This is a genomic window from Priestia sp. YIM B13552 (assembly GCF_042787775.1).
GTDB lineage: Bacteria > Bacillota > Bacilli > Bacillales > Bacillaceae_H > Priestia > Priestia megaterium_E.
On record NZ_JBHZOU010000001.1, the window covers coordinates 675,821 to 693,269 of the forward strand.

The 17,449-nt window shown below is 37.5% G+C and carries 9 protein-coding genes; 2 read left to right on the top strand and 7 right to left on the bottom strand.

From position 1 onward, the window contains the following. Positions 1-248: 248 nt before the first annotated feature. A complete protein-coding gene (locus tag ACFX40_RS03375; RefSeq protein WP_377254105.1) occupies positions 249-698 on the top strand; it encodes a VanZ family protein in 450 nt (149 codons plus the stop codon). A gap of 293 nt (positions 699-991) precedes the next feature. Continuing rightward, positions 992-3,238 carry an NPCBM/NEW2 domain-containing protein gene (locus ACFX40_RS03380; protein WP_377254107.1) on the top strand — a complete coding sequence of 749 codons (2,247 nt, stop codon included), beginning with the start codon at positions 992-994 and terminating at the stop codon, positions 3,236-3,238. A gap of 54 nt (positions 3,239-3,292) precedes the next feature. Here the strand turns inward: ACFX40_RS03380 and ACFX40_RS03385 are convergent, their stop codons facing one another. The 7 genes from ACFX40_RS03385 to ACFX40_RS03415 form a co-directional block, all read right to left on the bottom strand. Then, on the bottom strand, positions 3,293-4,312 hold the full coding sequence (locus tag ACFX40_RS03385) for a hypothetical protein (protein WP_377254109.1): 1,020 nt from the start codon (positions 4,310-4,312) through the stop codon (positions 3,293-3,295). A 110-nt stretch (positions 4,313-4,422) separates the two neighbouring features. Beyond that, a complete protein-coding gene (locus ACFX40_RS03390) occupies positions 4,423-6,762 on the bottom strand; it encodes a SpoIID/LytB domain-containing protein (protein WP_377254111.1) in 2,340 nt (779 codons plus the stop codon). Positions 6,763-6,922: 160 nt separating this feature from the next. Then, on the bottom strand, positions 6,923-10,297 hold the full coding sequence (locus ACFX40_RS03395) for an Ig-like domain-containing protein (RefSeq protein ID WP_377254113.1): 3,375 nt from the start codon (positions 10,295-10,297) through the stop codon (positions 6,923-6,925). A gap of 276 nt (positions 10,298-10,573) precedes the next feature. Beyond that, positions 10,574-12,574, bottom strand: a complete 2,001-nt coding sequence (locus ACFX40_RS03400; protein ID WP_377254115.1) for an Ig-like domain-containing protein — start codon at positions 12,572-12,574, stop codon at positions 10,574-10,576. A 297-nt stretch (positions 12,575-12,871) separates the two neighbouring features. Continuing rightward, positions 12,872-14,584, bottom strand: a complete 1,713-nt coding sequence (locus tag ACFX40_RS03405) for a methyl-accepting chemotaxis protein (RefSeq protein WP_377254117.1) — start codon at positions 14,582-14,584, stop codon at positions 12,872-12,874. Positions 14,585-14,748: 164 nt separating this feature from the next. Next, entirely contained in the window at positions 14,749-16,281 is a 1,533-nt protein-coding gene (locus tag ACFX40_RS03410) for a hypothetical protein (RefSeq protein WP_377254119.1), read from the bottom strand. Positions 16,282-16,380: 99 nt separating this feature from the next. Further along, a complete protein-coding gene (locus ACFX40_RS03415) occupies positions 16,381-17,448 on the bottom strand; it encodes a glycosyltransferase family 4 protein (RefSeq protein ID WP_377254121.1) in 1,068 nt (355 codons plus the stop codon). Position 17,449 lies beyond the last annotated feature (1 nt).

Genomic DNA, 17,449 nt, shown 5'->3' on the forward strand with positions numbered 1-17,449 from the left:
AATGAAAAGATAATATTTTCGCTTCAAAAGACCTTTTTATGTCGTTAAATGCTGATAGTCTCATATTCTTCTAAATTTAGTAATGTGTTAGAACTTTTGTCATCTATACTTGAAATAATTGATATTTCTATATGAAAATATTTTAGAAGAGGATTTATATAGAGAGAGACACATGAATATTTCTTGCATTTTCACTGCTTTTCTCTTACGATATGAAGATAAATCTAAAAACAAAAGGAATTTTTTGTATGATATTAAAAAGAATTTGTGTTGTTGCGATGATACTTGCTATTTCCCATTTTTCCCACACGCCTCATCTTCAAGTGACGGACCCAAACTCATGGAGCAATGCTTCAGTCTGGAATCATAAAGCTACTCTTTGGTCTGTGCTACATCCTGGCAGCCCTTTTTACACTTCATACTCCTATGGCTTTAATTTAGAATTTATTTTGCGTAAAATTGCTCATATTTCTTTTTTCGGCTTATTAGCCCTATTAATTTACTGGAATTTGAAAAAAAGTTCTTGGAGATATGTAAAAGCGTGGGTTTTACTCGCTTGTTTTGCTTTTTTAGACGAACTGCATCAAGCTTTTATTATTGGACGTGACGGGCGAATTATCGATGTGGCTATCGATTCATTTGGTGGGGCGCTATTTTTATTTTTACTATACAGATACAAAAAGATCTCTAAAATCTAGAGATCTTTTTATATGTAATAAACTTTATATAAGTACTCAAATTCCTTATGCATAAGTTATCTTTACCTTTTTGTACTGTTCTCCATGTCTACCCTTTACTTCGTTTTTTAGTTTTCAAAACTAGTAAAAAGTACTCTTATCCTCCTTCTTCTTTCATAAGTCATAACTCTTATAAGAAATCTACAAAAATAAACCTTTTGTCACAAAATGTCGAACAAAACAAATTGCTATGCTCTTTTAGGTCAATTAAAATATTTAAATGGTAAAATATTTTAATTTAAGGAGACTTTAGTATGAAAACACAAAAATGGTTAGGGTTCATTGCACTATTTGCACTGTTTATGGGCTTAGCTCTTCCTCATCAGGCAAGTGCCGCCAGTTCAAGTCCTTTCTTAACATCCTTAGATCCTTCTGATTCTACTGGTTATTACACGGATTGGAACGATGAAGCTTTTAAAGATAGCGCTGGCAAAAATGTGTCAAATGGATTCGGGTTAAAAACTTATAGTGCTGGTGATGAATCGTATGTTTCATACGATGTAGAAGACCAGAATTATACTCATATTCAAGGGAAAGTAACGTTAGACAGCCGCTACTTGCAAGGGGATTATGGAAAAACAGCTGTAGGTTTTTACGCAGATGATCGCTTAGTTTACGAAAAGCAAATGAATCGAACAAGTTCGTCACAGAGCTACGACGTAGCGTTACCAAAAAACACAAAAACATTCTCTATTGTGATTATGCAGTTAGATGGCAGCAAAGGTACTCATTTAGTTGTTATTCAAGATGCAAAATTCATCAAAACAGGTTCTTTCTTAAACGTAGGTGACACGCAATATCATTCGGCTTTAAGTATTGGATCTTCTGACAGCGAGTACTACTACATAACAGGCGACACTAAAACGTTCCGAGACATTAATGGAAATATTATTACAAAAGGCTTCCAGCTGCACAGTTACGACAGTGGAAGTGCTTATGCAGCCTACAATGTAAATGATACAGGCTATAATGTGTTCGAAACTTCAGTATCGCTTGACTCGAATAATGTCACTGGGGATTATGGCAAAACAGTTGTTGGCATTTATGCTGATTCTTATCTTCTCTACGAAAAAGAATTGTCGTCTAAGACTCCGGTTCAGCCAGTGAAAGTCAATATCCCTAAAAATACTTCACAAATTAAAATTGTTGCTCAGCAATTAAAAGGAGCAAAAGGAACTCACTCTGTTACCTTTAACCAACCTGTGTTTAAAACCGTTGGTTCTGCATTTGTTTCGGTCCCATACACAACGTCTCCTCAAAGTATCGGAGCAGACGACTCATACATGCTGCTTGAAGATGAACCCACTTCTTCAGATTATGTAACGCATTATGCAAACGGATCTTTAGGAAGCAGCAGTATTCTGTTAAAAGGCATAACCTATGACCCGTCTTATGCTCAATATAATATTAGTGATACAGACGTAAATGTGTTTAAAGCCAAGTTATCTCTTGACTACGAGTCCGTACAGGGTGATCACGGTTCATCCGTAGTAAAAATATTTGCAGACAATAAGCAAATATTTGCGAAAACAATTAAAAAGTCAACAAACATTGAAAATTTAGCATTACAAATCCCAGCTCGCACTAAATATTTTAAGATTACTGTGGATTCAAAAGCAGGAGCAAAAGGAACTCAAAATATTCTATTCGGTAATCCAGTGTTTCAAAAACTTCCTGCCTCTGGCAAACTGTCTTCATCACGTATTTCTGTTGAAAACAACTACAATAAAGATGATATTGTAACCGTGCGTTCGATCACAAAAGGTGACGTTATTAAAGTGTACAATTCAAAAGGCACTTTGCTTGCTACTTCTAAACCTGCAACAACGAATTATACAAAAGTAGCTATTAAACAGCTTGGTACAGGGAAAGGTACGATTTTAGTATCTCGCATCAGCCCCAATAAAGCAGAAAGCGCTACGGTATCAGCTTCTTTTGCAGCTGAACCAGCTGTGTCGTCTTCTGTTTCAGCTCAGCAAACAACCATTGTAAATAACAAAGGAAAAAACGATACAATCACAGTTAAATCACTTACTAAAGGCGACAAAGTAAAAGTATATGACGCAAAAGGAACGCTTATTGCTACGTCGGGTGCTGCCGCAAAAGATTCTGTTGTCATTTCTGTTAAACAGCTTGGTACAGGAAAAGGAACAGTTTATCTTACTCGCCTTACACCTAACAAACTTGAAAGCGGAAAAACGGCTGTTTCTTATGCAGCTGAACCAGTTACTTCATCTAGTCTTTCCGCTAGCAGAGTAACCATCGAAAATAACCGCAACAAAGACGATGTTATTACCGTTAAGTCTTTATATACAGGTGATGTTGTTAAAGTATATAACAGCCAAAACAAACTGATTGTAACGTCAAAACCAGCTACTACTTATTACGTTAAAATATCTGTTAAGCAGCTTGGAAAGAATAAAGGCAATGTGCTTTTGACCCGCACAAGCAGCAAAAAGCTAGAAAGTGCAAAGATTTCAGTTCCATTTAAAGCAGAATAAGCAATACACTAAAAAGCAGCTTATGATTATTTCATAAGCTGCTTTTTTCGTTACTTATACTTCTATTACAGGCGTGCGTTTTGCTACTTTTTGATCGCCTTTTTTCACAAATACTTTAACGCTGTATTTCCCTGGATGTTCTACTTTGTAACGTAACTTTGCCCTAGGAGAATAAGATACTTTTTTTACAGGATCCGCTTGTCCTTGTTTAAATACATAATACGCAAAGTGTACCGGCTCTTTAGAGTCTTGCGGCACACTGCATGATACCGAAATCATCTGATTTTCATTGGTAATCGCGGCTTCTTTAATCACAAGCTGACCTGTTATATTCGAAACTTGATCAATTAAATATTGAGAGAAATAGACTCCGACTTTTCCGTGTTCACTGTAGTCTTGTACATCGAGATTATATGGAATGTTTCGCTTTTGTAAAATTTCAATAAAAGGCTTAATATGCTTTTCGTAATGAGAGTCGCCGCTTCCTACGTGCACATTGATATTCGTTGTATATGTACCTTTCTCTACAAGATCCACATAGATTCGGTCTAAATAATCTCTATGACCTGAAGTATTTCCGCCGGTAATAACTTTTAAAACGGTCTGCCTTGTATAACGCTTTGTTGTGTACAGGTACTCCCCTACTTTAAATTGAAAGCCACCGGCAATTACGTGACCAAAATCATACTTTAACGCAAAGTACACCGCCGCACTTCCACCTTTACTAGATCCGGCCGTCATAATATTTTTTCTCATAATCTTGTATTCATTCGAAATCAAATAAATAAGTGATGCAACAGATACTTCATAGTCAAGCTTCTTATTATGACCTAAATAATAGCAAGGGTGTCCTAAGCATTGATCAAGGATAAATAAGCGATGGCAATCTATATCTTTAAGATATTTTACATAGTTATAGTAAGGTAAAACACCTTCTTCTTCTTTTCCATTGAAACCAGAAAACACAACAATTAAATGTTTAGAAGGTTTGCTTGCAGGCATAAATAAATATTTAATGTCCTGAGCTCCTTTAAACACCTTCTCATTTTCAATAATATACGCTGACAAAGACATAATTCTTTTCTCCTATTTAACTGGTATTTTATACTACATTATACCATGAGATTCTTTATTACGTATACGAAATATTGTGAAGAAAAGGTGTATTTAAATAGGTGTAAGCTTTACTTTACAGTAGTCCATGCGTAAGGGCTATATACGCCGTCAGCTTTTATAATCACATACATTCTAGTTCCTGTTGGTTGAGAAGGAATGGATACCTTGTATGTTCCTCTCGCATCTACTTTTCCTCGGCCGACAATAGGAGATTTGCTTGAGCCAGCTTTGACATAGACTAAAGCTCCTGCCGCCGCTTTACCAGACACAGATGTAGAAGTTCTGATAACCGAGTCAATAGTGGGCGCTTTTGATGCTGGTTTTGCTTGAACCGTAACGGAAGAATAAGAACTGTATTTTATAGTATTTTTTACAATTACGAACATTTTTCTTCCTGCATTTTGCTTTGGAATAGAGATAGAAAAACTACCTTTTGCATTTGTTTTCCCTCTAAAAGAAGTGCTGTTTTTACTAGAATCTAATTTTACATATACCGTCGTATTTGCTTCTGCTTTTCCGCTTAACACGGTATCATCCTCTGTAACTGGATTAAGCACGGGTGCCGCTGGTGCAGGATAAGCTTTAACAGTAACGCTTGTATACTTGCTGTATTTCACAGCATTTTTGGCAATAACATATACTTTCGTTCCCGACGCTTGCGCTGGGATTGCAACAGTAAAGTTTCCTTTTGAATCTGCTTTTCCTCTGGCTTCAATCTGTCCGGAAGTAGAGCCAAACTTAATATACACAAGCGCATTTGCCTCTGTTGTTCCTTTTACGGCTGTATCCGTTTCTTTTAATTCATTTACTGCCGGATTTTTAGGTGCGGCTATTGCTTTTACAACGGTTGAAGCATAAGGACTATAATTCACATCATTTTTTAAAATGACATATATTTTTGTTCCCGCTGCTTGTTTTGGAATAGAAATAGAGAAGTTTCCGTTGCTGTCTGCTTTCCCTCTGGCAGCAATCGCAGCACTCGTAGAATTAAATTTCACGTAGACAAGCGTATTTGCTTCTGCTTTTCCCGTTATTTTTGTATCCGTTTCATTAATTGAATTTAAGGCAGCTGCATATGGAGCTGTTTTATAAGAACGTTCTGCTTTTGTGCTGTAATATTCAGTAAGAGCCGTACCTGGATAATAAAATGCTAAAATCTCTTTATAGTCCATTCCTTGATTCGCCATTACGTTCGATCCCTGCTGACTCATCCCTACGCCATGTCCAAAGCCTTTTCCACGAATCGTAAACGACGTATCACCTTCCTCAATCTGAATCACGTACAGATTTAGCATGGATGATCCTTCAATTAAATTTTTAACTGTCTTAGCACTTTCTCCTATTAAATCCCAATCATGAATAAGGAGTTTACCGTCTTTATCCACATCATTTTTCTTAATATAACGAACGCTTAGATCTCCTTTTGTGACACGCTGACCGGACGCACGATCATAAAAATCTATTTTTGTAATCTCAGTGATTTTGATGTCTTTTGTATCTAATCCGTTAGCTTTCATTTTGTTTTTAATGTTATCTGTCATTTTTAAATCTTTTTCGTTCGTTTGACTCCACCACGTATCGGATGCAGCTAAATCTTTTGTTGATAAATCAATTTGCTGCTTATTTACGACTTTTTTCCACGGCATTTGAGGATCGTACGGATCATTTTTCACTTGAAAGTAAGGTAATGGAGCGCTAGTAGTCCAGTAGTTGGAGTTAGCCTCAATAATTCCGCCGTTACTTGAAGAAAAAAAAGTTTCTACTGCTCTACCATTGTACGTCACCACTTCACCAAACGTCTCTTCAATAGCCTTGTCAGTAAGAGGAGTAATAGACAGCTCTTGTTTTCCTCCATAAACTTGCCTATTCTGTGTATCTGTAAGGTCAGATTCCTTCAAATGACTTAATGCATATCCTCGAGCTGCTACTGCTTGGGCTTTAAATGTATTTAAAGAAGTCCAATTTTTTAAGGATTCTTCTGGAACTACACCTTTTAGGTAATCTTCCATTGGCAATGTATTAATGGGACGAACGTACTTTTGATTTTCATTCGTGAATGCTACATCACCTAAGTACTTTCTTCCTTGTATACTTAATGTCGCATCATATGTAGAAGGAGTTACTTCAAAGCGAGGAAATTCCCCAAGCTTCTCTGTTCCTTTATAAATAGCTACGCCGTTAGATGTTACTTTCACTTCATAATCTTTTTTGGCGCTTAAGGTTAAATTAGTATCTTTAATGCGATAAATTTCTGATGGCTGAATCGTAATTGAGCTTTTGCTACCTAAATAGTTTGATAGCTTCACTGAAATTAATGGCTCTGTTTCAGCTGCTTCTGCTTTGTTCACAACGTTTAAAGCAATAAGCATAATGATGACTGCAAAGAAAATTTTCCCTATTTTTTTCATTAATCTTTTTACTCCTTTTTCGTTTTTAATAGTCCTCCTCGGAAATCTCTTATTTACTATCGGTACGAAATTGAAAATAATAACAAAAATAAGCATATTAATCTATAAATATACAAATAGCTTGTCACCTAATAGGTGACAAGCTACAATCAAAACTCTATTATTTTACAATTAGAACCGTGTATGGCGTATACTTACCAGAAACCTTCTTAGCTGTTACACTTAGTTTTGTTCCTGCTTTTTGAGATGAAATATTTACAGAAAAACTGCCGCCTGCACTGGCTTTTCCTCTACCAATAATATCTGCTCCCACTTTCACATAAATAAGAGCATTGGGCTCTGTTTTTCCTGTTACTTTCGTATCCCTCGATGTTATTTGATCCACTGCTGGCGATAAAGATTGTTCAGTAGAACCAGCTGCGACAACTACATGAGTATATGGGCTATAATTTCCAGCTCCATCTTTTAATACAATATTCACTTTCGTTTTCGCTTTTTGTTTTGGTATAGCAACAGCAAAACTACCTTTTTCATCCGTTTGGTTTTTTCCGATAATCGTAGCTCCCACTTTGACAAATACTAACGTTTTCGGTTCAGCTTTTCCTGTGACCTTTGTATCGTTCGTAGTTACAGGATTTACTGTTGCTTGCAGCGGAGCCGTCTTATCTTGAACTGTTACACTTGTTGGAGTGCTCGTGTTGTTTGATGAATCTCTCGCTGTTACGGATAGGACTGTCCCTGCTTTTTGCTTATTAATCGTTACACTGTAGGTACCATCTGATTTAGCACTCGTTTTATATACCTTATCGTTAATCTTTACTTCCACTAAAACATTTTTTTCAGCTGTTCCTGTCACTGCTTGATCTGCATCACTCACTTCATTTACCTTTGGCGCTGGCGGTGCTATTCGATCTGCTGCGCCTACTAAAATAGAAGTAGAAGGACTGTAGTTACCTGCTGCATCTTTAGATAAGATAACTAATTTTGTTTTAGCTTTCTGCTTTGGAATGTTTGCAGTAAACGTTCCTTTTGTATTCGCTGTTGCTCGGCCGATAATAGTTGACCCGACTTTTATATAGACTGCATTTTTCGCTTCTACAACCCCTGTCACTTTTGAATCATCAGCTGTTACAGCATTTACCTTTGGCGCTTTAGGTTTCGTTTTATCCTGTACGATAACAGTAGTGGGATTACTGCTATTTTTTGCTTGATCCGTTGCTGTTATAGATAAAGTAGATCCTGCTTTTTGTTTATCGATACTTACACTATAAGTTCCGTCTGCTTTAACAATTGTTGTGTATGTTTTAGTTCCTGCTTTCACTTCAATCGTTGCATTTTTTTCTGCAGTTCCCGTAACCAATTGATCTTGGTCGCTTACAGGATTCACTTTTGGTGATGGTGGCGCAATTCGATCCACATATCCTACAGTTATAGAAGCTGCCGGGCTATAGTTTCCAGCTCCATCTTTAGAAAGAATGCTTAATTTTGTCTTCGCTTTTTGCTTTGGTATAGTTGCAGTAAATTGCCCTTTTGAATTCGCTGTTGCTCGGCCTATGATTGTAGACCCAAGTTTCACGTATACGCTATTTTTTGCTTCTACCATTCCAGTAACTTTAGTATCTTCATTTGTTACTGCATTAACTTTTGGTGTTTGAGGTTTTGTTTTATCTAAAACGTTCACAGATGCGCTTTCACTTTTATTGCCTACTTCATCTGTTGCTGTAATCGTTAATTTCGTTCCAGCTTTTTGCTTTTTAATTAAGACAGAGTATTGGCCATTTTTATCTGTTGTAGCTTTATATGTGCTAGTCGCTGCTTTGACCGTTACAACGGATTCCGCATCAGCAGTACCCGTCACCGTTGTATCCAGATCACTTACAGCATTCACTGTCGGCTTGCTGACTGGCACAGCACCGTACACTTTATATGTCTTAGTAGTTGTATTTCCAAACACATCAATAAATTTGAACGTTAACTGCTTTTGATTTTCCACATTATAACCATTTAAACGGAATGTTCCGTTACTATTTAAACCTAACGGGCGATCATTTAGATATACATCTACAACAGGCACCGTCACTCCTTCAATGTCCACTTTTCCGTTAACCGCTTTTAACGTTGTATTATAAACTGTAAGTGGAACATCCTTTAACGGTTGATTTGAAGCATTTAGTCCTGAGATAGAATCACTTCCGCTTAGAACAACAGACCCGTTATATAACGAGTTGCTATAGCCGAAAGTAAAGTTTTTAGCATTGATTGTTCCGTTTATACTTAAACCTCCGTAGCTCCTAAGCGCACCCAAAACGTAAATGTTACCGTTTATTCTTACGTTTCCATTAATAGTTAAAATAGCATTTGGTCCGATGTAAACATCATGATCAATGACTTGATTTGACCAAACTTCATTACTTGTTACTACATAATTATCTAAAGGCTTAATTGGTTTTAAAATAGTAAAATTTCCATCTTGAATATTTGTTGTAACATTTGTTTTATTTCCATTTAAATCAACAATTTCAATAGATGCTGCTTTCCATTCTCCAACTTCAGCATCACTTGGAACGTACCATTCTTTAAAAAAGGTTTCTTGATCAGAGCCTTTGTCTAACACAATAGCTTCCGTTTTTTTAGAATTCGGTTTTATGTAGTTAACCGTTACGCTTTTTACTAAAGTATCATCAGTTGCTTTTACTATGATGCGGTTGTAATTGTCAACTTCAACTTTAGGATTATCTACTTTTATTTCATTAAACGTGGGTTTGTTATTATCTTGGGTATAGTCTTTTACTATGAAACTACTTCCTTCGATTGGGCCGTATACTGTGGTATTGTTGTCTGCATTATCATATACTAGCGCATACCCTATATACCATTCCCCCGACTCCATTGACTCATCAATTGTCAGGTCTCCTTCGTAATACTTTGTGGATGTGTTGTACATTAACTGCATATCCTTATATTTTCCTGTTATAGGAGATTTGTAATTCAAGTATACGCTCCTTATTCCTGATCCCTTATCACTTGCCTTTACCTGCATGTGGATGGTATCTCCTACTTTTCCTTCTTTCTTATCTATTTTTACACTTTCTAAAGTTGGTTTCGTTACATCTGGATTGGTTCCTCTTACTACGAAACTACTTCCTTCGATTGGGCCGTATACTGTGGTATTGTTGTCTGCATTATCATATACTAGCGCATACCCTATATACCATTCCCCCGACTCCATTGACTCATCAATTGTCAGGTCTCCTTCGTAATACTTTGTGGATGTGTTGTACATTAACTGCATATCCTTATATTTTCCTGTTATAGGAGATTTGTAATTCAAGTATACGCTCCTTATTCCTGATCCCTTATCACTTGCCTTTACCTGCATGTGGATGATATCTCCTACTTTTCCCTCTTTCTTATCTATTTTCACGCTTTCTAAAGTTGGCTTTGTTACATCTACAGCTGCAAATGCAGGGTTAATCGGTACCTCTATTACAACCAAACATAGCAACAGGAGTGCTATAAAATATTTTTTCAACATAAACTTGTTCTCCTTTTTCCCTAACAATAATTGATTATAAAGACCTAAAACTTAAGACTCAAAAATCAGCTAATTATATCATGGTTATTGGTAATAAAGGAATAATTATTTAATTCATCCAATAAAGATATTTTTTTATTTATTTTCCATATTTCAATGACTTATTCTATCTATTCATGCTATAATATTAAAGATATCTTTATATCTTGCTTGATAATAAAACCGAAAAAAAGTCTGTTTCTCATATGAGGAACAGACTTTTTTTCATATAAATAATTATTTACTTACTACTTTAGTCGTTTTGCTTTGATTTTTAGCAGCATCTTTTGCAAAAACATCGACTTTTGTTCCTGCCTTTTGTTTTGGAATTCTTACATCAAAGCTTCCTTTTGAATTGGCTTTTCCGCTTCCTATAAGTTTAGTACCTACTTTTACTTCAATTGTAGCATTAGCTTCAGTTGTGCCTATGACGTGAGTTGATTTACTAGTCAAATTGTTCACTTTTGGAGCAGGTGGAGGTGTTTTATCTTGTACCGTCACTGCCGCTGCTTTACTTGTATTTTTGGCAGCATCTTGAGCTGTTACGGCTAACTTTGTTCCTGCTTTTTGTTTTGGTATTTTGACATTAAATGCTCCTTTACCGTTTGCTTTACTGCTTCCTAATGCCTTACTTCCAACCTTTACATAAACCGTGGCGTTTGCTTCCGTAGTTCCTGTTACCGCTGTACTTTGATCACTTACCGCATTCACTTTCGGTGCGGATGGAGCTGTTTTATCCTGTACCGTTACTACCGTTGCTGTACTAGTATTCTTCGCTGCATTTTGAGCTGTTACCGATAGCTTGGTACCTGCTTTTTGCTTCGGTACCTTGATACTGAATACCCCTTTGCTATTTGCCTTGCCGCTTCCCAATGTCTTACTCCCAACTTTTACGTAAACTGTGGCATTAGCTTCTGTAGTGCCTGTTACTGCTGTATTTTGATCACTTACAGCATTCACTTTTGGCGCTGCTGGGACAACAGGGGCTATTTTATCGTTTATTTGATAAACTTTAGCTCCTTGGGAATAATAGATTTCTCCACTATCAGTTGATATAAATTGTACTTTTGAAAAATCACCTGGTGTCTCCCATGCTTTTTTACCATTTGACTGTACAGCCGTTAGAGTTGTTTTTCCTGCTAGATAGACACTTTGATTAACAGATTCCTTGATCGAAACTAATTCATTTGTCTTCAATGTCCACTTTACTTTTCCTTCTTTGCTAATGGCTTTAATATATGTTTCTTTTGGTGCATAATCGCCTCGGTGAGCCGAATAATAAGTTGTTCCACTTTTCCCTGTTTCTATAACAGGGGTAGTGGAAGGTCGATAATCACCCATTCCTACTGGAAAAGGAGCATCGCTTTTTACGTTCCACTTTGCTTGTCCTGTTACTCCATCATAGCTGTATAAAATACCTGCTTCGTTATCTGCTACTAAAAGATTTTTATTAGTAGAATCATAAGTAGGTGCTGGCCACACATCCACAGTCATTTTCTTTGTCCATTTTGTAGAGCCGTTTGCATTTAAACCGTATAAGTTTGACGGGTACCCTTCCTGAAAATAGATCATATTATTTTGTGGATCTGTTGCAAACACAGAACCTCCAGATTTCTTCCATTTCACTTTTCCAGAAGGATCAAATACCGTTACACCTTCTATACCGTTAGCATACAGGTTGCTGCTTTTGTCCACTAGCAATTCAGTAATTCCTATAGCAACAAATTCATTATGCCACTTTAGTTTCCCTTTTGAATCAAAGGCATAAAGGAAGTTTTTTTCTTCAGGCTCTCCTCCTGCCATATAAATCATGCCATTTGGAGCGATAACGCTTTTGCTTAACACCCATTCTGGTAGATTAACCGTTTCTTGTTTCCACGTTGTTTTGCTTATAATATAAAGCTGTTTGGAGTTATTATCGTTTCGCTTATAAAAATATAAGCTATCTTTTGTATCTCCAATATAGAATAGCGTTAAAGATTTGATACTCCATTTTTTCTGTCCATTATTAATGACGCTAAACTCTTGCTCCTCGCTATAATTCTCTTGCTGCTTTTGATAAATTACTCCTCCATTATCCCACGCATCTATTACGTTATAATTTTGATTCTTTTCTATTTCATAAATAAGCTTTGGTTTTGAAGCTTCAGCATAAGCTGATTGATTGAGTGGAAAAATTACAGCTCCTACTAATAAAATGAATAATCCCCATACACTCTTCTTCATTATTTTTTTCATAGATATCCCCTTTATTTTTAATTTCCGTGCAAAACCATTACTTCCCTCCCTCTAGGCATATGTAACTAACAAATCTATAATATAACAATAATTGGATTTTAGTAATACTAAAGTTTTATTTATTTTAAATATTCCAACTAATTTAATCAAAGACATATTCATTTTTTGCAACTTTAACTGTTTAAGGAAGAGCACGGAATTTCTGCTTGGCAGCACTTCAAGGGGTAGGCTTAATACGCCGTTTTTATAACTCTATTTCATAAGAAAAAGCATGAAGCAAGCGCCCCATGCTTTTCCTTAGATTCTAAATCTTGCAATCAATTCTTGCAGTTCCTCCGACATATTGGCTAAATCCATCGCAGATGAAGCAATTTCCTCCATGGAAGCAAGCTGCTCTTCCGTTGTAGCAGATACGTTTTGCGCGCCTGCTGCCGCTTCTTCCGCGATACCGTTGACTTCGTGAATCGCCTGCTGGACTTCAAGCGTATCTTTGGCTAAATTGTGAATAGCGCTTCCGATTTGCTGAATTTGATTCACTACGTGCTGTACAGCTTCGTTAATTTGCATAAATGATGTACCCGCTTGTTCGACTACTGCTAGGCCTTCTTTTACTTCTTTGGTTGTGGTTGTCATCGACTGCAACGTTCGAGCTGTTTCGCTTTGAATGAGTGCAACCAGATCTTTAATTTGATGCGCTGAGTTGGATGAGCCTTCTGCTAGTTTACGTACTTCACTTGCCACAACAGCAAAGCCTTTTCCGTGATCACCTGCTCTTGCGGCTTCAATTGCTGCGTTCAAAGCAAGCAGATTCGTTTGATCCGCAATGGTTGTAATGACATCGTTAATTTGACTAATTTTAGCTGAGTGTTCGCTAAGACCTTGAAAAACAGATGAGAGTTCAGTGACATTTTCGTTGATTGATTTCATTTGTTTGGCTGCTGTTTCAACGGTCGCTGTTCCGCTATTTGAGATCGCAGCCGTGTCGAGTGCTCGCTTAGTGATTTGCTCGACGTTTTCAACAACTTCTGATGTTTGGTTCGTAATGCGGTGAATAATGGTGGAGCTTTCTTGAATTTGATTCACTTGATGGTTGGATCCTGAGGCTAGTTTTTCAGTGATGCTTGAAATATGTTCAATCGCACTGTTGTTTTGTTCTGCGCTGGCGCTTAGTTCTTCTGAAGAAGCGGCAACCGTTGATGAAATGTTTCCAACGGACATAATCATTTCTTTTAATCCACCGATCATTTTATTAAAAGATGCTGTAAGTAAGCCAATTTCATCTTTGGATTCGTAGGTGCCTTGCACTTGAAAATCCCCGTCTTTTGCTGTTTCCATGAGGTTTTTAATATCATTTAATGGTTTTGTAATCATGCGTGCAATTAGAAGCCCTACGGCTATCGTAAGCAGAATAACCAGTGCGCTAACGAGTAAAAGAGTAGTAACGGCTGATTTTACGCTTTGCTTATTTTTTTGGTAAATGCTTTTTGCTTCGTTATTATTTATCGTCTGAAGATCATCTAACGTGTTGTTTATGGTTGTACGCAGGGTGACGATTTGTTTAGAAAAAACGTTATAGGCTTCGTCCCCTTTTTCATCTTGAGCAAGCTGTACGGCTTCACTTCTTGCTTGTGTTAAGTTACCTATATTTTCTTCGTATAGAGCCAGTTTTTCTTTTTCACTATCTAGCAAAAATGTCTTTTTATACTGTTCGATAAGCTTGTTATTTTCAGCTTCTTTTTCTTGAATTTCATCGAGACGCTTACGCTGATAGTTTTCGTCTTTTGATAAAATCATTTCAAGCGTATTGGCATCAATCGCTCGGTTATTCGTACGAATTTGCCCTAACTGCCTGATTGGCTGCAGGCGGTCATTGTACATAGACTCCGAGCTGTCAGCAATTCGCTGTGTGTAAAAATAGCTGATCACGGCGACTGCAATAAGTGAAATTGTTGAAATTATAACCATGACTAGCAGCTTTCGATAGATACTCAGATTTCGTAATGCCCCCATAACATTTCCCCTTTTCGCTGATGTATTCTTCTGCTTTCATTTTCACACTTCGTTATATCTCTCGGTCATAGGGGGTGTTCTATCCATAGTACGCTCGTGACTTTTTATCGGCATAAAAAATAGCTTCTTATAAAAAGAAGCTGGTTTAAAAACAATTTCTCCACTTAGATTTTTGTCCCTGATACTTTCCCTGTGTTATCGACGCTTAGCTTCCAGCTTTGTCCGTCAGGAGATTTAAGGATCAGGCTGTTTCCTTGCTGAAACTCCAGATTCCCATACATTTTGCTTCCGGACGTTGCCACCCAAGAGGAACCGGGCATCATAGAAGACGTACCGAAGATACGGTTAATTCGAAAACGCTTGTGATCTTTTGTATATTCGCTTAGCGTGAGTCTCATTTTATACAGCGTATTGGCTCGCACTTCTGCCGTTACCGTGTTTCCTAAGTTGTTTTTTACGTCTTTCGCCGTTGTCCACGCACCGTCTAGTACTGTTAGATATTCAAATTTAATATTTTTAGGTGACTCACCCCATCCAAATGAAACGCCCGCCATATTCAGCATTTTAATTGGATTCGAGCTGAAGTCCATTTCAATCACAACGGGAGCTGAAGCCGGCACGTCGAGATAGTTCATGCTTTGTTCATCAACTAAGCTGAAGCAGTTGCTGATGCTTCCTCCGTACGGGGCTTTTCCAGCGATTTGTTTGACGGTATATTTTTTATCAGCTTGTACGAAAATATCGTCTTGATTGCCGATGATATCAGGTTTTCCCGGAAGTCCTGGCGCAAATATATTTCGGGTTTGTTCAAAAGGAGACGTGATGTCATTATACTGTCCGTTGTTTAAAATTGATGTGGATAAAAGATTAGAGGCAAGCTGATTTCGATGTGAGATACTCGTAAATTCTACGGGTGGTTCTCCTCCGTTCATCAAATACGTATCCCAAATATGCCCTTCAAACGTATTGTAAGCACCTGAACATTTAATCGCTCGTTTCGTTTGGCTGCGGCACTGCATTTGAAAATGAACAAAGCTGTTTCCTGACGTTTCATACGGTACGTCACTGATACCGGCTACGTCAATTCCATACTGACAGCCGTCGATGGATAAATAGCTAAAGTTATTCGCGTTAATCCATGCAGGTGTATTGATGTTGGTGATTTTTTCAGTTTGCAGCAGTACGCCTCTTTCAAAGTTGCGAAGGTGTACAAAGGATACGTTCACAAAGCTGATAAAATCCCACGCTTTTTGGCAATAAAAATAAATGCCTTTTCCATTATAAGAGCCTGACATATTAATCATGCTGATGTTGCTTATCGTTGTTTTATTTCCTGTTTCCAATTGCTGCGATCCGTGAAGGTAAATGACCGAAGACGTAAATGATGGGTCGGTCACTTCAACCGTTCCACCTGAAATGGAGGCATCTTTTTGAAGGGTAAACACATGATAATTTCCGGTTACTTTAAGTTTGGTTCCACTGTCTATTTCAAACGAAATAGACGGTTTAATCACAATCGGCGATGCGATGGCATACGTATAGTTTCCTGTTAGGAGTACTCGTGATAACTTGTTAGCCTCTGCGTAATCAATTGCTTGCTGTATCGCAGGTGCATCATCCGTCACGCCGTCTCTTTTTACACCAAAACAAGCGGCGTCGACTATTCTTTCTTCACTGCAGTTTTCCATTAAACTCATCTCGCTTTCTCAGCAGCTGTAAAGCATGTACTGCTTGTATTACTTTATGCGTTTTGACTACCTGTGGTTCACTGTTTTCATAGAAAAAAAGCTTCCTTGTTAGAAGCTTTTTGCGTTCATATTTACATATTGATCAGCAGTGGACGCAATCATTTGACTCGACGTAAAGTGCTGCTCGACTTTTTTTCTTGCGCCTTTAGCAAACCGCTGCTTTTGCTCTTGCTCGGCGTACAGCTCCGTAATTTTCTCCGCAAATGCTTCAGGTGAATAAGTCGGGATTAAATAGCCCGTGTCTCCGTCTGCTATCGCTTCTTTCACGCCTCCTACATCAATTGAAATCATCGGTGTACCAACGGCCATTGCTTCTAAAACAACCATTGGAAAGACTTCACGATGAGAAGTTAAAAGAAGCATATCCATTTTCGTAATAAATGCTTCAGGGTCTTCTACTTCTCCCCATATCTTTATCTTTTCAGACAAGCCTTGCTCCTGGATAAGCTCTTGAATTCGCTGCAGCTCAGGACCTCCTCCTCCAATATGAAACTTCATATGTTCATGATCTCGAAGCAGCGAGGCAATTTCGATAAACAGCTCGTGATTTTTTTCTTTTGAAGCTCTTGCCAACAGACCGATATGACAGTCGAGTGAAGCAGACTTTTCTTTAAATACAAACTGATTTAAATCCACTCCGTTATAAATCGTTGTTACTTTACCACTATTCACGCCGAGGTTCATCAACTGTTCTTGTTCAAAACGGCTGACCGTAATCACTCCATGCACATAAGAGTTTACGAGTTTACAAAAAAAGCTTTTTGCCTTTTGTTCCAGCACCGTTACATTATGCTTTGTATAAAGTATTTTTACTTTTTTCCTCAGCACTCGATTCACGCATACTGCATACATCACCATACGCAGACTGTTGGCATGAATAATGTCAATTTTACACGTTCGAACTTTTTTCCAAAGTACATAAAGATTGTGAAGATGATTTTTTCTGCTTAAAGGCGTGAACCGTTTCTTATATTGAATTTTGCTGTACAGTTCTCCCATTGCAGCTGCTGTATACACAGTGATATCCGGATGATTCAACTGATTTTCGAGCTTACAAAAATACGTTTCTGCTCCGCCTGTAATCAATTTATCCGTGATTAAAAGTACGTTTTTCAAG

Excerpts from the sequence above, each read along its gene's own strand:
- ACFX40_RS03395 (WP_377254113.1), bottom strand. The coding sequence starts at position 10,297 with ATGTTGAAAAAATATTTTATAGCACTCCTGTTGCTATGTTTGGTTGTA.
- ACFX40_RS03390 (WP_377254111.1), bottom strand. The coding sequence starts at position 6,762 with ATGAAAAAAATAGGGAAAATTTTCTTTGCAGTCATCATTATGCTTATT.
- ACFX40_RS03385 (WP_377254109.1), bottom strand. The coding sequence starts at position 4,312 with ATGTCTTTGTCAGCGTATATTATTGAAAATGAGAAGGTGTTTAAAGGA.
- ACFX40_RS03380 (WP_377254107.1), top strand. The coding sequence starts at position 992 with ATGAAAACACAAAAATGGTTAGGGTTCATTGCACTATTTGCACTGTTT.
- ACFX40_RS03400 (WP_377254115.1), bottom strand. The coding sequence starts at position 12,574 with ATGAAAAAAATAATGAAGAAGAGTGTATGGGGATTATTCATTTTATTA.
- ACFX40_RS03405 (WP_377254117.1), bottom strand. The coding sequence starts at position 14,584 with ATGGGGGCATTACGAAATCTGAGTATCTATCGAAAGCTGCTAGTCATG.
- ACFX40_RS03375 (WP_377254105.1), top strand. The coding sequence starts at position 249 with ATGATATTAAAAAGAATTTGTGTTGTTGCGATGATACTTGCTATTTCC.
- ACFX40_RS03410 (WP_377254119.1), bottom strand. The coding sequence starts at position 16,281 with ATGAGTTTAATGGAAAACTGCAGTGAAGAAAGAATAGTCGACGCCGCT.